General features: G+C 38.6%; 16 protein-coding genes, 1 other RNA gene and 1 pseudogene. 5 read left to right on the plus strand and 13 right to left on the minus strand.

Annotated elements, in window-relative coordinates; genetic code table 11:
• Window positions 1–88: IS3 family transposase (locus tag B9P78_RS10625; protein ID WP_148138560.1), on the plus strand; the 88-nt coding region annotated here is incomplete at its 5' end.
• A 73-nt stretch (window positions 89–161) separates the two neighbouring features.
• Here B9P78_RS10625 and B9P78_RS00635 read toward each other — a convergent pair.
• The 8 genes and pseudogenes from B9P78_RS00635 to hisS all read right to left on the minus strand — a co-directional run bounded on the left by B9P78_RS00635 (window position 162) and on the right by hisS (window position 9,076).
• Window positions 162–1,085, minus strand: coding sequence for a dihydroorotate dehydrogenase (locus B9P78_RS00635; protein WP_094517673.1), 924 nt, complete (start codon window positions 1,083–1,085; stop codon window positions 162–164).
• A 52-nt stretch (window positions 1,086–1,137) separates the two neighbouring features.
• Window positions 1,138–2,409 carry a dihydroorotase gene (locus B9P78_RS00640; protein WP_094517674.1) on the minus strand — a complete coding sequence of 424 codons (1,272 nt, stop codon included), beginning with the start codon at window positions 2,407–2,409 and terminating at the stop codon, window positions 1,138–1,140.
• Window positions 2,384–3,294: pseudogene (locus B9P78_RS00645) on the minus strand (aspartate carbamoyltransferase catalytic subunit). The gene B9P78_RS00640 and the pseudogene B9P78_RS00645 overlap by 26 nt, the downstream one beginning before the upstream one ends.
• Before the next feature lie 155 nt (window positions 3,295–3,449).
• Window positions 3,450–3,959 carry a bifunctional pyr operon transcriptional regulator/uracil phosphoribosyltransferase PyrR gene (gene pyrR / locus B9P78_RS00650; protein WP_094517675.1) on the minus strand — a complete coding sequence of 170 codons (510 nt, stop codon included), beginning with the start codon at window positions 3,957–3,959 and terminating at the stop codon, window positions 3,450–3,452.
• Between the two features lie 229 nt (window positions 3,960–4,188).
• The gene (locus B9P78_RS00655) at window positions 4,189–4,836 is read right to left on the minus strand and encodes an RDD family protein (RefSeq protein ID WP_094517676.1); all 648 of its coding nucleotides are present in this window, start codon (window positions 4,834–4,836) and stop codon (window positions 4,189–4,191) included.
• Between the two features lies 1 nt (window position 4,837).
• Window positions 4,838–5,863 carry a signal peptide peptidase SppA gene (gene sppA / locus B9P78_RS00660; protein WP_094517677.1) on the minus strand — a complete coding sequence of 342 codons (1,026 nt, stop codon included), beginning with the start codon at window positions 5,861–5,863 and terminating at the stop codon, window positions 4,838–4,840.
• Window positions 5,864–5,991: 128 nt separating this feature from the next.
• Window positions 5,992–7,761 (minus strand): aspartate--tRNA ligase, encoded by a 1,770-nt coding sequence (aspS, locus tag B9P78_RS00665; protein ID WP_094517678.1) that lies wholly within the window; start codon window positions 7,759–7,761, stop codon window positions 5,992–5,994.
• Window positions 7,762–7,786: 25 nt separating this feature from the next.
• Window positions 7,787–9,076, minus strand: a complete 1,290-nt coding sequence (gene hisS, locus B9P78_RS00670; RefSeq protein ID WP_094517679.1) for a histidine--tRNA ligase — start codon at window positions 9,074–9,076, stop codon at window positions 7,787–7,789.
• Between the two features lie 418 nt (window positions 9,077–9,494).
• Here hisS and B9P78_RS00675 point away from each other — a divergent pair, with 418 nt between their 5' ends.
• Window positions 9,495–10,850 carry an N-acetylmuramoyl-L-alanine amidase gene (locus tag B9P78_RS00675; RefSeq protein WP_094517680.1) on the plus strand — a complete coding sequence of 452 codons (1,356 nt, stop codon included), beginning with the start codon at window positions 9,495–9,497 and terminating at the stop codon, window positions 10,848–10,850.
• Window positions 10,851–11,643: 793 nt separating this feature from the next.
• Here the strand turns inward: B9P78_RS00675 and dtd are convergent.
• The 5 genes from dtd to B9P78_RS00700 form a co-directional block, all read right to left on the minus strand.
• A complete protein-coding gene (gene dtd, locus B9P78_RS00680; protein ID WP_094517681.1) occupies window positions 11,644–12,093 on the minus strand; it encodes a D-aminoacyl-tRNA deacylase in 450 nt (149 codons plus the stop codon).
• A 23-nt stretch (window positions 12,094–12,116) separates the two neighbouring features.
• On the minus strand, window positions 12,117–14,372 hold the full coding sequence (locus tag B9P78_RS00685; protein ID WP_094517682.1) for a bifunctional (p)ppGpp synthetase/guanosine-3',5'-bis(diphosphate) 3'-pyrophosphohydrolase: 2,256 nt from the start codon (window positions 14,370–14,372) through the stop codon (window positions 12,117–12,119).
• Between the two features lie 94 nt (window positions 14,373–14,466).
• On the minus strand, window positions 14,467–15,225 hold the full coding sequence (locus B9P78_RS00690; RefSeq protein ID WP_094517683.1) for a 16S rRNA (uracil(1498)-N(3))-methyltransferase: 759 nt from the start codon (window positions 15,223–15,225) through the stop codon (window positions 14,467–14,469).
• A gap of 1 nt (window position 15,226) precedes the next feature.
• Window positions 15,227–16,135 carry a 50S ribosomal protein L11 methyltransferase gene (gene prmA / locus B9P78_RS00695; RefSeq protein ID WP_369824296.1) on the minus strand — a complete coding sequence of 303 codons (909 nt, stop codon included), beginning with the start codon at window positions 16,133–16,135 and terminating at the stop codon, window positions 15,227–15,229.
• A gap of 36 nt (window positions 16,136–16,171) precedes the next feature.
• Window positions 16,172–16,663, minus strand: coding sequence for a hypothetical protein (locus tag B9P78_RS00700; RefSeq protein ID WP_094517684.1), 492 nt, complete (start codon window positions 16,661–16,663; stop codon window positions 16,172–16,174).
• A 202-nt stretch (window positions 16,664–16,865) separates the two neighbouring features.
• Between B9P78_RS00700 and gpsB the strand changes: the two genes are divergently transcribed.
• The 3 genes from gpsB (at window position 16,866) to B9P78_RS00715 (ending at window position 18,946) form a co-directional block, all read left to right on the plus strand.
• Complete coding sequence (gene gpsB / locus B9P78_RS00705) at window positions 16,866–17,282, plus strand: cell division regulator GpsB (protein WP_094517685.1); 417 nt, start codon at window positions 16,866–16,868, stop codon at window positions 17,280–17,282.
• 37 nt (window positions 17,283–17,319) lie between these two features.
• Window positions 17,320–17,681, plus strand: an RNA gene (rnpB, locus tag B9P78_RS00710) — RNase P RNA component class B.
• Between the two features lie 116 nt (window positions 17,682–17,797).
• Window positions 17,798–18,946, plus strand: a complete 1,149-nt coding sequence (locus B9P78_RS00715) for a class I SAM-dependent RNA methyltransferase (protein ID WP_094517686.1) — start codon at window positions 17,798–17,800, stop codon at window positions 18,944–18,946.
• Window positions 18,947–19,044 lie beyond the last annotated feature (98 nt).

Below are 19,044 nucleotides of genomic sequence, written 5' to 3' on the forward strand. Positions count from 1 at the left end.
TGAATTTTACAACAATCATCGTTATCAGAAAAAATTAAAAAAGATGACCCCGACTGCTTATCGGGATCATCTTTTGTGGGCAGTATAATGTTCTTTTTTATTTGTTCAGTTTATTGGTAGGGGTTCAATGGCAACATCCTCCTTTTTTCTATTATCTCGTATTATCCACGAATTTCGGCTTTCATTTCTAGAATTAAATCTTCTATTGTAGACATATTTAGGGCATCCATGCGTGCTGGTAAGGCTTCAATCACTTCTTTACAAACCATTGGATTCGCATAATTTGCAGAACCAATTTGAACTGCCGTCGCCCCTGCTATCATCATCTCTAAGACATCATCAACCGTTTCAATGCCACCCACACCAATAACCGGAATTTCAACCGCACTCGCTACTTGGCGCACCATACGCAGTGCAACATATTTTACAGAGGCCCCTGATAAACCACCTGTCACACCACCTAGGACTGGTTTACGTGTTTCTAAGTCGAAAGTTTGACCCGTTATGGTATTAATTAATACCAATGCGTCAGCACCCGCAGCTGCTACTGCTTTCGCAATGGCAACAATGTCTGTTACGTTTGGTGTTAATTTTACATAAAGCGGTAAATCAGTGACCGCTTTACAACGACGAGTTAAGTCAGCAGCAATTTCAGGATCAGTTCCAAATTGTAACCCGCCTTGTTTCACATTTGGGCAAGAGATATTTAGTTCAATGGCTTTAACATTTTCGGCCTTGGACAATGCCGCAACAGCTTGCTCATAGTCCTCAACGGTTGAACCCGCAACACTTTGGATAATAGGCACGTCAAATTGCGCTAAATAAGGTAATTTTTCCGCTAAAACAGCTTCCACGCCGGGATTTTTAAGACCTACAGAATTTAAAATGCGTTCACCAGAATGGAAATATCTAGGTGATGGGTTACCTACACGAGGCTCTAAAGTCGTTGATTTATCGACTAATGCGCCTAAAATACTTAAGTCATATTTATCTGCAAATTCTTCACCAAAACCAAAACAACCAGACGCTGGCATAATTGGGTTCTTTAATAGTAATCCTGGTAACTGTACGCTTAATCGAGACATATTTTCCTCCTTGAATACTGGCAACTGACTCTTCTTTATGCAACTAAACGAATTAGGCTTGATATACAATTTGCCCTTCAAAAAGGGTTAAAGCACACATACCGTATACGGTTTCTCCGTTAAATGGTGTATTCGTTGATTTAGATAGATACTCTTTCGGATCAATTGTATAGCTCGCTTCCAAATCAAAGACGGCGATATTCGCATCTGATCCGACTGTTAAACTTGGCGTGTCAAAACCAAATACGCTTGTTGGGCTAATGGCCATTTTTTCGATTAGTGTTTCTAAGGTCAAAACCCCTGTTTTTACAAAATGCGTATACATTAGTGCAAAGGCAGTTTCAATACCTACAATACCAAATGGTGAATGCAGGAAACCTTTTGATTTTTCTTCAGCGGTATGCGGTGCATGGTCAGTTGCAATCATATCGATGGTACCGTCTAACAGCCCCTCTAGCAAAGCTGCTTGATCCTTCTCACCACGTAAAGGTGGGTTCATTTTGAATTTAGCGTCATCATTTGTAATGTCTAGTTCATTTAAAATTAAATGATGGGGCGCAACTTCCGCAGTTACATGAACGCCACGCGCTTTACCGTCCCGAATAGCTGCAACTGAAGCTTCTGTTGAAACATGACAGATATGATAGTGGACGCCTGTTGCTTCCGCTAAGTGGATATCACGAGCAATTTGGCTACTTTCCGTAACGCTCAAAATACCCGGTAAACCTAATTCTTTATTCTTAATACCTTCATGCATAACACCGCCAAATAATAAGCTTTCGTCTTCTGTATGGGCAACAATTGGTTTGCCCACACGCGCTGCTTCCTGCATTGCAAGGTACATGGTGCCAGCTGTTTGCACCCCAAAACCATCATTGGTAAAGGCAAAGGCATCGATATGCGCCATATCTACTAATTCATCAGACTTTAATTCACTTGTAATCGGTGCATATTGTAAAACTTCGATAACAGCATCTTGATCAATCAATGCTTGTACTGCTTCAAATTTTTCTGGCGTATCCGGTGCTGGATTTAAGTTTGGCATAGCAGCCACGCGTGTATAGCCCCCACGTGCCGCCGCTTTACTTCCTGTTAAAATCGTTTCTTTTCCTTCAAAACCAGGCTCTCTAAAATGAACATGCACATCTGTTAATGACGGGCTTACTAGTTTTCCCGCTACATCAATCACTTGATCCTCTGGTCCAGCTACAATATTATCTTTTTCGCTTACGGTTACAATTTTTCCATTTTCAATTTTTAAAAAAATTGATTTTAATTGGTTACCTGCTACTACCGTTTTACCATTTTTGATTACTAAGCTCATCATATCTTCCTTTCAATACCCATTCCAAAATTGCAATACGCGCATATACACCATTAGACATCTGCTGTACAATTCGGCTCTTTTCACTTTCAACTAATTCATCCGCTATCTCGACATCTCGATTAACCGGCGCTGGATGCATAATAATTGCAGTATCTTTCATGGTTAAATAACGTTCACGGGTTAAGCCATATAACGATGGTATTCATCCTTTTCAAAAGGCTTATCACCGTTAGGGTGTCGTTCTAATTGTACCCGCAGCATCATAACGACATCGGCCGTTTTCACAGCATCGTCTACAGACATCCACTCACCGTATTTCTCGTCACGTTTATCGAAATATTGGTCTGGTCCAGCAAAAATCACTTCTGCTCCTAATTGATTGAGCATCATCATGTTAGACACGGCCACGCGTGAATATAGAATATCGCCGATAATGGCTACTTTTAGTCCACGAAAATCACCAAATTCTTCGTAAATCGTCATAATATCTAGCAATGATTGGGATGGATGTTGACCAGTTCCTGATCCTGCATTCACAACTTGCACATCCAGATTGACCAACTGATCAGGATAATTGGCATCCGGATGTCGAATAACTACCACATCCGCGCCAATTGCTTGCATTGTTAACACTGAATCGTAAAGTGACTCCCCTTTATTGACCGAAGACGTCGTTACATCAAAATTCATTTGATGCATGCCAATTTTATGTTCCGCCATTTCAAAACTCATTTTGGTTCGCGTTGAATTTTCGAAAAACATATTGACCACGGTACGATCACTCTTAAAAGTATCGCGACCATGTTTAAAATCCGAAGCACGTTTCACAAGCATCATAAATTCTTCGTTGGTAAATTGTTCCACTGTCAAAAAATGTCGCATGTATTTCCCTACTTTCATCAAAAAAGTGCATGTGTGTCCAAGGACCTACATGCACTTCTCCCATATGAATATCACCTAAAACTAACCTAGCTAGATTTAGAGAATAGGAAAATCACTTGTAGTCTCTCGGACCAACTTAAAGTAATCGTCAACTATTATTTTATTAAAACTTCGTCTGCGCCATCAATTTCGTTCAATGACACTTTTACCTCTTCCTCTTTGGCAGTTGGAATATTTTTACCAACAAAGTCAGCTTTGATTGGAAACTCTCTATGACCACGGTCCACTAAAACAGCAAGCGCAATTTCAGCAGGACGACCTAAATCAACGCACGCATCAAGAGCAGCACGTGTTGTACGACCCGTATATAATACATCATCAACTAGAATCACTTTTTTACCTGTTAAATTTACTTCACTATTAGCAACAGGCGCAACGTCACCCTCTGCATCATCTCGATAAGCCTCAATATTGATTGCTTCTACAGGAATACGACCTTCAATTTCAGCAATTTTTGCACCTAAACGGTTGGCTAATGGTACACCGCGTGTTTCAATACCCACCAAAACTAAATTATCAATACCCTTGTAACGTTCGATAATTTCATGGGCTAGACGGGTTAGTGCGCGACTAATTTCTTTTTCGTTCATAATCACTTTTACCATGGGAATACCTCCATAAATTTTCTTTGCATTCAACAAAAAAGGACTGTTCCTCTATTGCGTGCGCAAAAAAGAAACAGTCCTAGCCATATAATTCATGACAAAACGTATCGTGCCTTTTTCGCCTCTCTGGACGCAAGTTAAAGGTTTTCATTAAAATCATTATAATACTCTTCAAGAAAAAAGCAAGACAGAATATCCAACTTCTGCCCTGCTGCTTGATAAAGGTGCATTAAATCACATTTTCTTCGTATAACATAGCAAATTGATTTAATGAAATCACATTTGTATCTGTAAAATAATCCATGAAATTTTGACGTTTACTAGAAAATACGACCATTAAACCTAGAAACGGTAAGGTTGACAAGATAAATTTCCCCAAGCCTTCACGAACAAAACAAGTCATAAATGATAATTTATATTGATTATCTTTTACTAATTGCAGTCCAAGTAAACCTTTTCCAATCGTTTGCCCGTTTGTAAAGAAACTCGCTAAAGTAAAGTATAGTATCAACACGACTTGTTTGATGACATATAGAATACCTACATCTAGACTAGCATATTGACCTTGTGTCAAGACATTTGCAAGCCCACTTACCAATGCTTGTAAGGCATAGACCATAATCATATCAATGACAAATGCAAACAATCGCACCCAAAAACCGGCATATAAATTGCGCGCATAGCCATCAGTAATGTCCATTTTTAAATTGCGACGATAGTTGGCAAAGATTTCTTGTGGTGAGGTTTGTAAACTCTTTATCTTACGTTGTGCTCGGCCCGCTTGAAAAGCACTTTCGATTGACCCTTCATAAACGCGATCATTCAATTTGGGCAACGCAACTGTATCTACTTTTTCTTTCTTTTTGCGACCAAACATATTATTCACCTCCGTACATATAATAGAATTGAGGTGTTGATGTCGATTCAAGTACATCCAAAATTTGTGTCATTTCATCTGCAACATTTGAAGCTTCATTTCCTGTAAATAGGTTATTTTTGGATAATAAGCCAACAAAGTCGTTTACCCAACTAGTTGCTTGTGATGGCGTATAATCGACTACACTTGCGCCTTCCAAGTTGTTATCTGCTTTCAAAGCAGCTAGAGCGTCCTCTTCATAGCCAATAGCATCAACTAGACCATTATCCACAGCTTGTTGACCTGTGTAAATCCGACCGTCAGCTAGCTTTTTCACTTCATCTGTAGACAGGCCACGTCCATGAGCTACAATTTCAACAAAACGATTATATTTCTCGTTAATTAAACCATTTAACACATCTTTTTCTTCATCCGATGCTTCGCGGTAAGAAGAACCCATATCTTTTAGTGCCCCTGATTTATAGGTATCCATTGCTAGCCCATGTTCTTCCATAAAACCTGAAAAGTTTGGAATTTGCATGATAACACCAATTGAGCCTGTAGTTGTCTCAGCATCAGCATAGATTTGATCTGCTACCATTGAAATCATATACCCACCACTAGCGGCAGTTTGCCCCATAGAAACGTAAATTGGGATATCACGTGATTCCTTTAAATCTGCTAACGCGTTATATAATTCAACACTTTCATAAACGCCACCACCTGGTGAATCTACATTTAACATTAAAGCTTTTACTGTTTCATCACCCTTAATCGCTTCAACAGCATCTAAAATACCTTGGTAGTCCATTCCCTCGCTAAAGGAACTAGCACCACTATTATCCATAATCGTGCCGTCTACATTTAACACGGCAATTTGACGGTTTACATCCCCTGATTCAATCGTGTTTTGCACACTTGTTAAAGGATTACTATTACTGGTCATCCATCCATTCATACTGGTTTGTTGGCTTAAATTTGTGCCTAAGACACCAAGTACCAAGATAATCACTGCAACAATGGCAATGATCCATGATTTTTTGTTCATTATTCATCCTCCATCAAAAAAATAGTAAATACATATGTGTATATTTTACCATACCAATATGTATTTACTATTTATAAATGATGTTGCTAGACTAAAAGCCTAACTTATCTCTATTTATTCATTCGGCATTAATCAAAATCAATCGTTGTTAATGATAATGACAATTCTTCTAATTGCGCAGCAGAAACTGGGCTTGGTGCTTCTGTTAATGGATCAAATGCACGACCATTTTTAGGGAAGGCAATGACTTCACGAATATTTTCTTCACCAGCTAAAAGCATTACTAAACGGTCTAAACCTAATGCCAAACCGCCGTGTGGTGGGAAACCAAAGTCTAACGCATTCAATAAGAAACCAAATTGAGCTTGTGCCGATTCTTCAGTGAATCCTAAAGCTTTAAACATTTGCATTTGCATTTCTTTTTGGTAGATACGTAATGATCCACCACCAATTTCGTAACCATTTAACACGATATCGTAAGCTTGTGCATGCACTTCTTCAGGGCTTTCAGCAAGTTTATCCGCATCTTCTTCATTCGGCATAGTGAATGGGTGATGCATAGCGTTGAAACGTTTTGCATCCTCGTCATATTCTAATAATGGCCAGTCAACTACCCATAGGAAGTTAAATTGGTTTTTATCCATTAAGTTTAATTCACGACCGAATTTCAAACGGATTTCAGATAATGATTGGTTAACAACAGATGCTTTGTCTGCTACAAAGACTAAGATATCGCCTGTTTCAGCTTCTAAGCGTTCCATTAATGGTGCTGGATTTTCTTTAAAGAATTTACCGATAGGACCTGATAGACCTTCATCAGTAACTTTAATCCAAGCAACACCTTTCGCACCATATGTAGATGCAAAGTTTGTTAAACCGTCTAAATCTTTACGAGAGTAATTGTCACCCGCACCTTTAATGTTGATGGCTTTCACAATACCACCTTTTTCAATTGCTTGGTTAAATACTTTAAACTCATATTGATCAACGATATCAGAAATTTCAACTAACTCTAAACCGAATCGAGTATCCGGTTTATCGTTACCATATCTTGCCATCGCATCATCATAAGTAATGATTGGGAAAGCTTCAGTAATATCGATACCTTTTGTCCGTTGTACGACTGTTTTTAACATACCTTCAACTAAATCACGGATTTCTTCTTGAGAAAGGAAAGTAGTTTCTAAGTCAATTTGTGTAAATTCTGGTTGACGGTCCCCACGTAAATCTTCATCACGGAAACAACGAACCACTTGGTAGTAACGATCCATACCAGCAGACATCAACAATTGTTTAAATAATTGAGGTGATTGTGGTAAAGCGTAAAATTCACCTGGATGTACACGTGATGGTACTAAATAGTCACGTGCGCCTTCAGGTGTAGATTTTGTTAAGTATGGTGTTTCAACTTCGATAAATGCTTGATCATCAAGGTAACGATGAATCGTTGATACAACTTGATGACGTAATTTTAGGTTGTTAGCCATTTTAGGACGACGTAAGTCAATATAACGATATTTCATACGGATTTCGTCATTTACATCAATATCATCTTCGATTGGGAATGGCGGTGTTTTTGAAGTGTTTAAGATTGTTAAATCTGAAACCATTACTTCAACATCACCCGTTTTAAGTTTAGGGTTAGCTAGACCTTCCCCACGTAAAACCACTTCACCAGTAATTTCAATTACGTATTCTGAACGAAGACGTTCAGCTTCAGCGAATTTATCCCCTAAATTTTCAACGTTAAATACAGCTTGGACGATACCTTCACGGTCACGTAAATCCACGAAAATAACTCCACCTAGGTCACGGCGTTTTTGTACCCAACCTTTTAAAGTAACGGTTTGGCCAACAAATTCGTTGGACACATTTCCATTATAGACAGTGCGTTGCATGTTTTATAATCTCCTTTAAATTTTATTATTTTGTCATTTCTGAATAGATAGCGGCAAAGTCATCCGCAAATTTTTCAATTGGATAAGCTAATTCTTTACCTGAATCCATATGTTTAATTGTGATTTGGTTGTTCGCTAATTCAGACTCACCAATCGTTACCACGAGTGATGCACCTAATTTATTAGCGTCACGGAATTGTTTCTTCGGTTTGGCACCAGTAAAGTTACGGTCTGCAGTAAATCCAGCATGACGAATATGTTGAAGTACTTTCATGGCAGCTGTATCAGTTTCTTCACCAATATTTACAACATAAACATCTAACGTATGCATTTCTGGCACAGCCGTTTCTTGCGCTTTCATCAATAAGATTAAACGTTCAATCCCAAGACCAAAACCAAAACCTGGAACCGATTCTTTACCATCTGAAAGCTCCTCAACAAGACCCGTATAGTTACCACCACCACAAATTGTTGTTTGGGCACCGAAAACCTTGTCCTCTGACATGATTTCAAAAATTGTATCTTTATAATAATCTAAACCACGAACCATGTTAGAATCGATTTCATAAGAAATACCCAAAGTAGTTAACAATTCTTGCACGCGGGCAAAACGATCAGCAGATGCTTCAGATAAATAATCTAGGATACTAGGCGCATTTGCCACGATTTCAATATCTTTCTTATCTTTTGAATCTAATACACGCAATGGGTTTTTATGTAGACGGGTTTGCGAATCTTCAGATAGTTGGTCGGTAAATGGTGTTAGATATTCAATCAAGGCTTCACGATAGGACAAGCGAGACGCTGTATCACCTAATGAATTAATCACTAATTTGATATTTTTAATTGACAATTTATTGAATAAGTCCATTGCCAAGGCAATAGTTTCCACGTCTGTTTGGGCGCTTGCCCCACCAAATACCTCAACCCCAATTTGGTGGAATTGACGTAAACGCCCACTTTGCGGACGTTCATAACGGAACATTGGCCCCATATAGTATACTTTATACGGTTTCACTTGTTCTGGCGCGTATAATTTATTTTCTACATAGGCACGCACAATTGGTGCCGTTCCTTCTGGTTTTAATGCAATGTGACGATCACCTTTGTCAAAAAAGTCATACATTTCTTTTGTCACTACATCTGTTGTTTCACCAACACCTCGTGAAAATAATTCATAACTTTCAAACATTGGTGTTCGAATTTCAAAGTAACGATATTGATCTAACACTTCTCTAGCTGTTTCTTCAATATAATGCCACATACTCATATCTTCTGGTAAGATATCAGCTGTGCCTTTTGGTCTCTGAATCACGTAAACCCTCCTTTTAAATTTAAAAACAAAAAATCGCCCTTACATCCACAATTGTGAACATAAGGACGAGTTAATATCGTGGTACCACCTTAGTTTCAACAGGTCTTCCTGTTGCTTTACGCGTAACGAGCGAAACGGAATAGCTTTGCACTATTCTCCTCCAGAGTGTTTACAAATAAACAACATTGAGCTTTCCCACCAACTAGCTCTCTCTTTGAATGCAACCGTTTATTCTTGCTCTATCTTCGGATTATCGTCCTTAATCTTATACGAAAATAAAAAAAGTGTCAAGAGTCATTATTTTCTTGTTGTCCAATTAAAATAATAAAGGTAAACTGAATTGTAATGATGAAAATTCAAATCGTTTATTTCAATTATTTTCAAATGAAATTTAGTAAAAAACTTGAGGTGCACATACATGAGCGATCGTTCGGAGAACCATTTCCAGCAAAATAAAGTCGCCTATCTCATTTACTTAGTATTAGTGATAGGACTCGTTGGTTTCTCTTCTTTTCAATTATATCAATTCAATCAAAAGTCCTACCGCACCCTCACCACTGACGTAATCAACTTACGAGAGGGGCCAGGCATAACCTACGATATCAAGTCCCAGGTAGAAGGGGCAACTCCTTATCGCGTGATGAAACAGGAAAATAATTGGTATTATATCTTATTCGATAATCATGAAATTGGTTGGATTCCTACTTGGTTAGCGGATAGTCAATCTGCCGAAGCCAACCAATTTATTGCCACTACCCTAGTGGATGAAATGAATGTCTATGAAGAAAATACTGATGATGCTGAAATTATCACGAAGACAGCTAAGGATTCCAAATATCAAATCCTTTACCAAGCTGAAGGTTGGGTTCAATTACAGTTGGATGGTGAAATCGGTTGGGTAAAACAAACAGACATCGATATCACGCCTGGTACAATTGCCTACCAACAAAGTTCTGATATCACTGCAGAAGAACAATCAAGCTATGATGACTTCCTAGCTGATTACGACTACACTGTCACCGCTACAGCTGACGGGGTAAACCTACGTGATGCCGCGACAACGGATGGCAATATTATTACTAAAGCAGCCTTAAATGAACAATTTGCTTATTTAGGTCAAGAAAATGAATATTATCATGTCCGAGCTGTCGACGGAACGGAAGGTTATATTGTCAACTGGTTATCTGAATCTAACTCAACTGCTATGGCTGATGAAGCAAAAGCTGCAGCATCTACATCAACATTAGCTGGTCGAACAATAGTATTAGACCCTGGTCACGGTGGTGTCGATCCTGGTGCCCTAACAGATGGTTTATACGAAAAAGAAGTTACCCTTCAAACTGCATTAGCGGTCAAAGAAAAACTTGAAGCAGCAGGCGTAAACGTCATTATGACGCGTGATTCTGATACAGATGTCCCATTAAGTGATGTTGCATATACAGCAAACCAAGCTTCCGCAGATTTAATGATTTCCTTCCACTATGACTCTACAGAAGGTGTTTCAGCAACCGGTACAACCGTTTACTACTATGGTGATGATTCCATCCCTGTCGCTGAAGAAGTACAAGCCCAATTAATGGAACAGTCCCTTTTACCTTCAAATGGTATTAAATTCGGTGATTTCCAAGTTATACGTGAATTACAAGGACAAGGTATGTTAATTGAATTGGGTTATATGTCAAATCCAAATGACGTTGCTATCTTTAGCCAAGAAAGTTACTGGCAACAAGTAGCTGATTCAATTTATAATGCCCTAACCATTTATTATCAATAAGCCTTGCAACTAACAAAACGAGGCTGGGACATAAATACAGAACCATACCTGAGGAAGCTTTGTCCCGTACTTGTATAAAAAACTGCGATTCTCGAATGAGGCTGTCATTCGAGAATTTTTTGGGTTTTTATCTCGAATAAATGGCTATTGTATAAGAAATGAAATTATTTTATTGAATATCACCCCATTCGAGATAGCTTTTATACTTTGTACTGACTGAGCCGTCATTCAGTAAGAATCATCATTTATTTATCGAATGACATTTTATTCGATACAATTTCGCGTTTTTGTACTGAATCTCGCATTATTCAGGAATACTATCGTTCACCATACAGCAAGAGGCTGGGACAAAAGGCCTCTAAAAAGGCGTACACAATTCTTAATAAGAGTTGTGTATGCCTTTTACTTTGAAAAAATTCTTATCAATTTTGATTGAAATATATCATGGGCACAGGTTAAAGGACTGAAAGTGTAGTTCCTTATCCGTGAAATAGGATGAAATCGAGACCTTGGCTCGATTTCAAATTGAAAGACCTTGGCTTTCAATGGTCCCACGGCTCTCAAGGAACGTACACTGTAAGGACGAAAAATCTATGATTTTAATCTTTTGTCCCAGCCTCTTTTTTATGCCTGATTTATCCTTTTAGCGAGGTGACTCTTGCCATTTCTCGCCCCTTACCCATCTATGCATCAACAGCTAAATGCGGCTAGGCCACCGCTATATCGCCCGACAAACAAAAAACCGAAGTCAGGACACGAGTCCTCACTCCGGTTATTACAAATAATTGCCATATTATGCTTCATCTGAATCTAAAATAATCGTTACAGGTCCATCATTAACGAGTGAAACTTGCATATCTGCGCCGAATTCACCGGTTTCAACTTGTAATCCATAGTCTTCAACTAAGGTTTGGTTGAGCAATTCATACATTGCTAATCCATGATCTGGTTTAGCAGCATCAACAAATGATGGACGATTGCCTTTTTTGGTACGTGCATACAAAGTAAATTGCGAAATAGATAAAATCGCACCACCGATTTGGCCAATCGCTAAATTTAATTTGCCTTCGTCATCACCAAAAATGCGCATATTTGCTATTTTTCGTGCCATATAGGCCACCGTTTCAGGCGTATCCTCATCATGGACACCGACCAATAACATAAATCCTTGGTCAATTTTTCCTACAAGCTTATCCTCTATGGATATGCTAGCTCCAGTTACTCTCTGAATAATAATTCGCATTGCTATCCTCCACGTTATGTAAATTATTCTTTTGCCCGGTATACCACGTATACATCTGGAATTGAACGAACGCGGTCAATAATCTTATCTAATTGATTGACATTTTGAATGATAAAACGCAAGCGAACTTTTACTGAATTATCATCATGATTAACGTTGCCAATAATATTGGTTACTGAGCCCGCAATTGGTGTGATGACTTGTAAAATTTCATTTAAGAAACCTGATCGATCTTCACCTTCAACTACGATTTCAACTTCATAGTTGTTTTCTGTATTCTTCGGTCCATCTTCCCATTCAACTGGAATCAAACGATCTTGTTCATCTGCACTAACTTGAACATTTTTACAGTCACGTCTATGGACAGATACACCTCGACCTTTTGTAATGTAACCAACGATATCATCACCTGGTACAGGATTACAACAATGCGCTAAGCGAACCAATAAAGAGTCAAGCCCTTCAACAATTACACCGGAACTAGATTTACTAGCTTTTCGACGGACATGACTTGACGTTTTTTTGTTCTTTTGTAATTTCTTCTGCTCTTCAGATTCTTTTAATGTATCTTCAACAGATTCTCTATTCTTCTCAGCAGCTTTTAAACGGCGATCACGTTCAGTTAAACGGTTCGCAACGGCCGTTGATGATAATTCACCAAAACCAATAGCGGCAAATAAATCTTCTTCGGTTGAAAAGTTGAAGCGGTCAAGGGTTTTTGCCACGTCATCTTTTTTATAAACTTCTTTTAGTTTATAACCCATATTTTCAAGCGTTTCTTCCAAGGCGTGTTTTCCTTGTTCCATGGCTTGGTCACGGTCTTGCAATTTAAAGAAGCGTTTAATTCGGTTACGAGCTCGTGATGTTTTAACTAAATTAACCCAGTCTCTCGAAGGACCTGCAGAATTAGGTGATGTTAATATTTCAACGATATCACCATTTTTCAATTGGTAGTTTAAGGGTTCAATTTTGCCATTTACTTTAACTCCGATTGTCTTGTTACCCACTTCGGAGTGAATCGAATAAGCAAAATCTAATGGGTATGAACCCGCTGGTAATTCTGTTACATCACCCGTTGGTGTAAAGACATACACATTATCTTGGAAAATATCTTCTTTCACACTTTCCATAAAGTCAGTCGCATCTTTTGAATCATCTTGCAATTCAGCAATTTGATTAAACCAGTCTAATTGGGCATCAAGTGGCGATGCTTCAACTTTTTCATGATTACCCATTTTATAAGCCCAGTGGGCAGCTACCCCATACTCAGCGACCTCGTGCATTTCATAGGTTCTGATTTGCACTTCAACAGGGCTAGGCTGGTTACCTACCACAGTTGTATGGATAGACTGATACATGTTTGCTTTAGGCATGGCAATATAGTCTTTAAAACGACCAGGCAATGGTTTCCAGTTCGTATGGACGATACCTAAAACCGCATAGCAGTCTCTAACTGTTTCAACTAAAACTCTTATGGCTTGTAAGTCATAAATTTGGTCAAATTCCTTACCTTGGTCTTTCATCTTACGATAAATAGAATAGATATGTTTTGGACGACCATAAATTTCGAATTTACCTGTAATTGAAGCCTCTACTTGGGTTTGTAATTCTTCAATCGTTTGTTGAATAAATTGTGCACGTTCATCGCGTTTTGCATCCACTAATTGTACAATTGAATAGTAGGATTCAGGGTCCATATAACGAAGCGAAGTATCTTCAAGCTCCCATTTAATCTGATTCATCCCTAAACGGTCAGCTAGTGGTGCATAAATTTCCAACGTTTCCGTCGCAATAGAAACCTGTTTTTCAGGGCGATGCCATTTTAACGTCCGTAAATTGTGTAAACGGTCAGCTAGTTTAACCATAATGACACGTAAGTCATTTGCCATAGCTAACAACATTTTACGGTGATTTTCGGCTAGTTGTTCTTCATGTGATTTATATTTAAATTTACCTAATTTTGTTACACCATCAACGAGTGTCGCAATTGTTGGCGAGAAGAAATATGCAATATCATCCAACGTCATACCTGTATCTTCAACAACATCATGCAAAAATCCTGTGATGACAGTATCCGGGTCCATTTTTAATTCAGCTAGAATACTAGCAACTTGAACGGGGTGGACAAAATATGGTTCCCCAGATTTTCGGATTTGATCACGGTGAGCCCGTTCTGCGAAATCAGCAGCCTTTGAGACATAGGCAACCTTCGATTCCGTCATGTAGCGGGCGCATAAATCAAGCACCTCTTGTTTGGTATAGTTCTTTTTCTTTGGCATAGTTGGCCACCTACTTTCAACGAGAATTACTATTTAATCTATTTTACCATATTTAGCCTAATTCAACCGCCAATAACCTTGTAAAATAGCTAGATTATAACAATTCGCGGGCGTATGACAAGGCAGATAGCATATACATGGGGGCTGTTTCTGCACGTAAAATTCGTGGCCCTAAGCCACAAATCGCAACATTGTCATGATTTTCTTGTAATAAGGTAATTTCATCGGGGTGAAATCCTCCTTCTGGCCCTGTCACAAAAGCCAGTTGCTGCCCCGATTCTAAGTGTTCAAACACTTGAACTAAACGGTGTTTCTCACCTTGCTTAGCGACTTCTTCATAAGCCACACAAACTTGATCGAAATGCTGAACCATCCCAGCCATTTCTTTACTGGTTACTAAATTGCCAACACTTGGTACTAGGGTTCGATGAGCTTGTTCTGCAGCCTCTTGGGCAATTTTTTGCAGACGTTCAATTTTTTTACCAGCTTTTTTTTGGTCCCATTTGGTCACCGAATAGCGCATCGCGACAGGGACAATTTGACTGGCGCCTAACTCTGTTGCTTTCTGTACAATCCATTCCAATTTATCATTTTTAGGCAGACCAACAAACAAGGTAACAGGTGTGTCTAACTCTTTGTTTTCGGCCAGTCCTTCAACAAACTGAATCGTTGCAATTTTATTTTGATTATCAATCAACTCGCCAATAAAAACTTGTTGTGATTTAGTGACTACATAAATCTTATCGCCTGTTTGCATCCGCATCACAGTCAACATATGATGTGACGCCTCTTTATCCATTTGATAGTTTGCGTTAAGTGTTACAGTTTCTTCATCTATAAAATATCGCTGCATCTTATTCGCGTCCTTTACGAGCTAAGATACCAAACCATTCACCCATATTATTCATTTGCTCAACTTCAAAATCATTTGCCTCTAATAGTGTCACCATTTCATCTTTTTTATCATGGAATATACCTGATAGAACGAGAATACCGTTATCTTTCAAATTTTCGTATGCTTGCGGTATCAATGGCGTTAAAATATCAAACAAGATATTAGCTGTAATCACATCTACTTGGGTGTGAATACCATTCAAAATGTTGTTTTGTGATACTTCAATTTCACCTTCTAAGTCATTTAAAGCGAAGTTTTGTTCTGTAATCGATAAGATAGAACCATCGTAATCATATGCACGAACAGCGCTAGCGCCCAATTTTTTGGCTGCAATAGCTAAGACACCCGAACCTGTACCCACATCAATGACAGACTCACCACCTACTAAGCCAATTTCTAGTAATTGTAGGGCTAACTTAGTGGTTTCATGTGATCCTGTACCAAAAGCCATACCTGGATCAAGAAAAATTGTATATTTGCTAGGGTCTTGTTCGATGGTATCCTTTTCCCAAATGGGCACTATGTCCATAAAGCGAGAAATATGAATGGGTTCATAATATGCTTGCCATGCTGTTTCCCAGTCATTTTCTTCTAATTCGCCAAATTGAATATCATAAATCACAATTTGTTGGTCTTCTGGTAAGCCCTCATTGTAGTTTGTTTGATAGGTTTTCACTGCTGCAATAATTGCTTCGATATCTTTTTCATCCGAAAAATAACCTAGTACAACAGGATTTTTTTCATAAGCACCTGGGTGGGGTTGATCATTTTTGACTGAACCAAAACCATCATCCGACCAATCAATATAATCTTGTTCGTCTCTTATTGAAACCCCCGCAGATTCTAAGCCCCATAGACTTCCGTCAATAAATTTTCACTCTTATGGTCTGTTTCAATGGTTAACTCATACCACATCATGCTTATCATCTCCTAGTTGTAATTGTGTTTCATCATAGCGATTCACAGATTTTCGAGTCGCTACCATTTGTGCCACTGTTTCCTCGGGCCATCTGATTTCAATTGCGGTCACTTGACCAGCCAGTAATTCCTTGATTTGCAAACGACCATTATAAATCATTTGATTCATTTGTTGATAAACAACATCCAAATAGCCAATTGTAAAATGACCCTCATCAATTGCTTGAATAATCATCACTTCATCAGAAGCTTGGCCGGTTATGGCATTTTCCGTTAAAATAAATTTCAACTCTAAATAATCAACCGCCATTAACGGTTGATTTCTGCCGTCCAATAATTGAATTTCCCCCAGGTCATCAACCGGTAAATAAGCTTGGACAACAACCTGCTTCGCAACAGATACATACGATACACGCCATGGAATGGTCCAATGACTATCTGATAGTGCTTTTTCTATATAGCTATAGACTGTTTGCATTTCCTTACGCCCCTATTCCAAAGTGTTTTCACTTATTATAATATACCAACAAGGAAATGACTATATTCGCCCATCTTCATTGAACAATCAAAATAAGCAAATTTGACATAATCTTAACGTTTTATTATGTTACATTTATTACAAAAAATGAAAGCTATGCTATAATAAATAATAGAAATAAAAATGATGAGGTGTAAGTTAAATGGCCGATCGTAACCTAACGACTAAAGATATACTACAAAAAGAATTTAAACCCGCATTACGCGGATTCAATACTGAAGAAGTTGACGAATTCCTAGACTTAATCATTCGTGATTATGAATCATATGAAAAGGAAATTGCCTCACTTAAGAACGAACTAGAACGAGTAAAACACGCATCACCAAATACTAATGATGCTGACGACCGCTCAACGACTAGCCAACGCTCTAAAGCAAGTAGCCAACCACAACCTAAAGGTACAACTAATTATGATATTCTTCGCCGTCTATCCAAATTGGAAAAAGCCGTATTTGGTGGACAAGGGGCATCTGCTACAAACACAGCAGCCGCTACTGATTTCGAAGATGATGCTGATGAAGATGAAACAGATCACACCATCGTTTTCAAAAATAACTAGTACTTTTAAGATAAGTATGTTATAATAAGAAGTTGTAAATTTCAGGTAATCGCGGGTATATTTTTATACCTGAGGAAAGTCCATGCTCGCACAAGCTGCAATGCTTGTAGTGTTCGTGTTTAGCCAATAAATAAGCTAAAGCATTAATTTGACGGCAACTGAAACCCGCTAAGGTCTTCGACTATGCGCGAGTAAGTTTGAAAGTGCCACAGAAACGAGTCAAATATGAAAATATTTGAATGGAACGCGGTAAACCCCTCGAGCGAGCAACCCAAACTTTGGTAGGGGCGTTCTTCAACTGGAAACAAACGGAAGAAGAGACTAATTATTTAGTAGATAGATGATTACCGAACCGGTATTCTACCTGAAATACCGGGGAACAGAACATGGCTTATCGAAATTTACACTCAGGCCAAAGGTTGGATTCTGTCCAACCTTTTTTTATTGATACAGATCCGTGGTAGAATGTATGTAATAGAACGTTGACTTATCAACCACGCAAAAGGAGTAATAAAATGACAAAATATTCATTAATCGCAACCGCAGCTGCCGGTATTGAGGCACTAGTAGGACGAGAATTACGCGACATGGGCTATGAAGTTCAAGTTGAAAACGGCCGTGCCCGTTTTGAAGGTGATTTGAACGATATCGCTCGCACCAATATCAATCTACGAACCGCAGACCGTGTGAAGATTGTAATGGGCGACTTTGAAGCCGTTACCTTCGACCAATTATTTGAAGCGACTAAAGCCTTACCTTGGGAAGATATCTTACCAATGGACGCTGAATTTCCTGTTTCAGGTAAATCAGTCAACTCTACCCTTCATTCCGTACCAAACGTCCAAAAAATTGTGAAAAAAGCAATTGTAAATCGTTTGAGCGAGCATTATCATCGCCGCGGTATGTTACCAGAAACCGGTGCCAAATACCCAATCGAAGTTTCAATTCATAAAGATCAAGCCTTAATCACAATTGATACATCAGGTTCTTCCCTGTTTAAACGTGGTTACCGTACTGAAAAAGGTGGCGCCCCATTAAAAGAAAACATGGCTGCAGCGCTAATCAAGTTAACATCTTGGTTCCCTGACAAACCGCTATATGACCCTACTTGTGGTTCCGGTACTATCCTAATCGAAGCAGCATTAATTGGTTTAAATATTGCACCAGGTATGAAACGTGAATTTGTTTCCGAATCATGGGATATCTTTAAAGAACGTGAATTCCCTAAAGCTAGAGAAGCTGCCAAAGCTGCTATTCGTACAGATATTCAATTAGATATCCTAGGTACAGATATTGACCATCAAATGATTGAAATTGCTAAAGCCAATGCTATTTCTGCCGGTGTTGGTGATCAAATTACCTTTAAACAAATGCAATTATCAGACTTTACTACTAAGAAAGAATATGGCGTTATCATTTCAAACCCACCATATGGTGAACGATTGAATGACGAAGAATATGTCCATAAATTATACAAACAAATGGGTAATGTATACCGTCCAATGAAAACTTGGAGCAAGTATATTTTGACTTCAGACTTATTATTTGAAAATTTCTATGGCGAAAAAGCCACCAAAAAACGTAAACTTTACAATGGTGCCATTCGTACAGACTTCTTCCAATATTGGGGCGAACGCAAACCTCGTCCAAGAAAAGACGTATAATCGCATAAAAAAAGCCAAGTCGTTGATGACTTGCTTTTTACTGAACAAATTTGATAGCTACACTAGGTAACCTGCATCCTTGCCCTCTTTCATTTCCA

The organism is Aerococcus sp. 1KP-2016 (assembly GCF_002252085.1).
In the GTDB taxonomy this organism is placed as follows: Bacteria; Bacillota; Bacilli; order Lactobacillales; family Aerococcaceae; genus Aerococcus.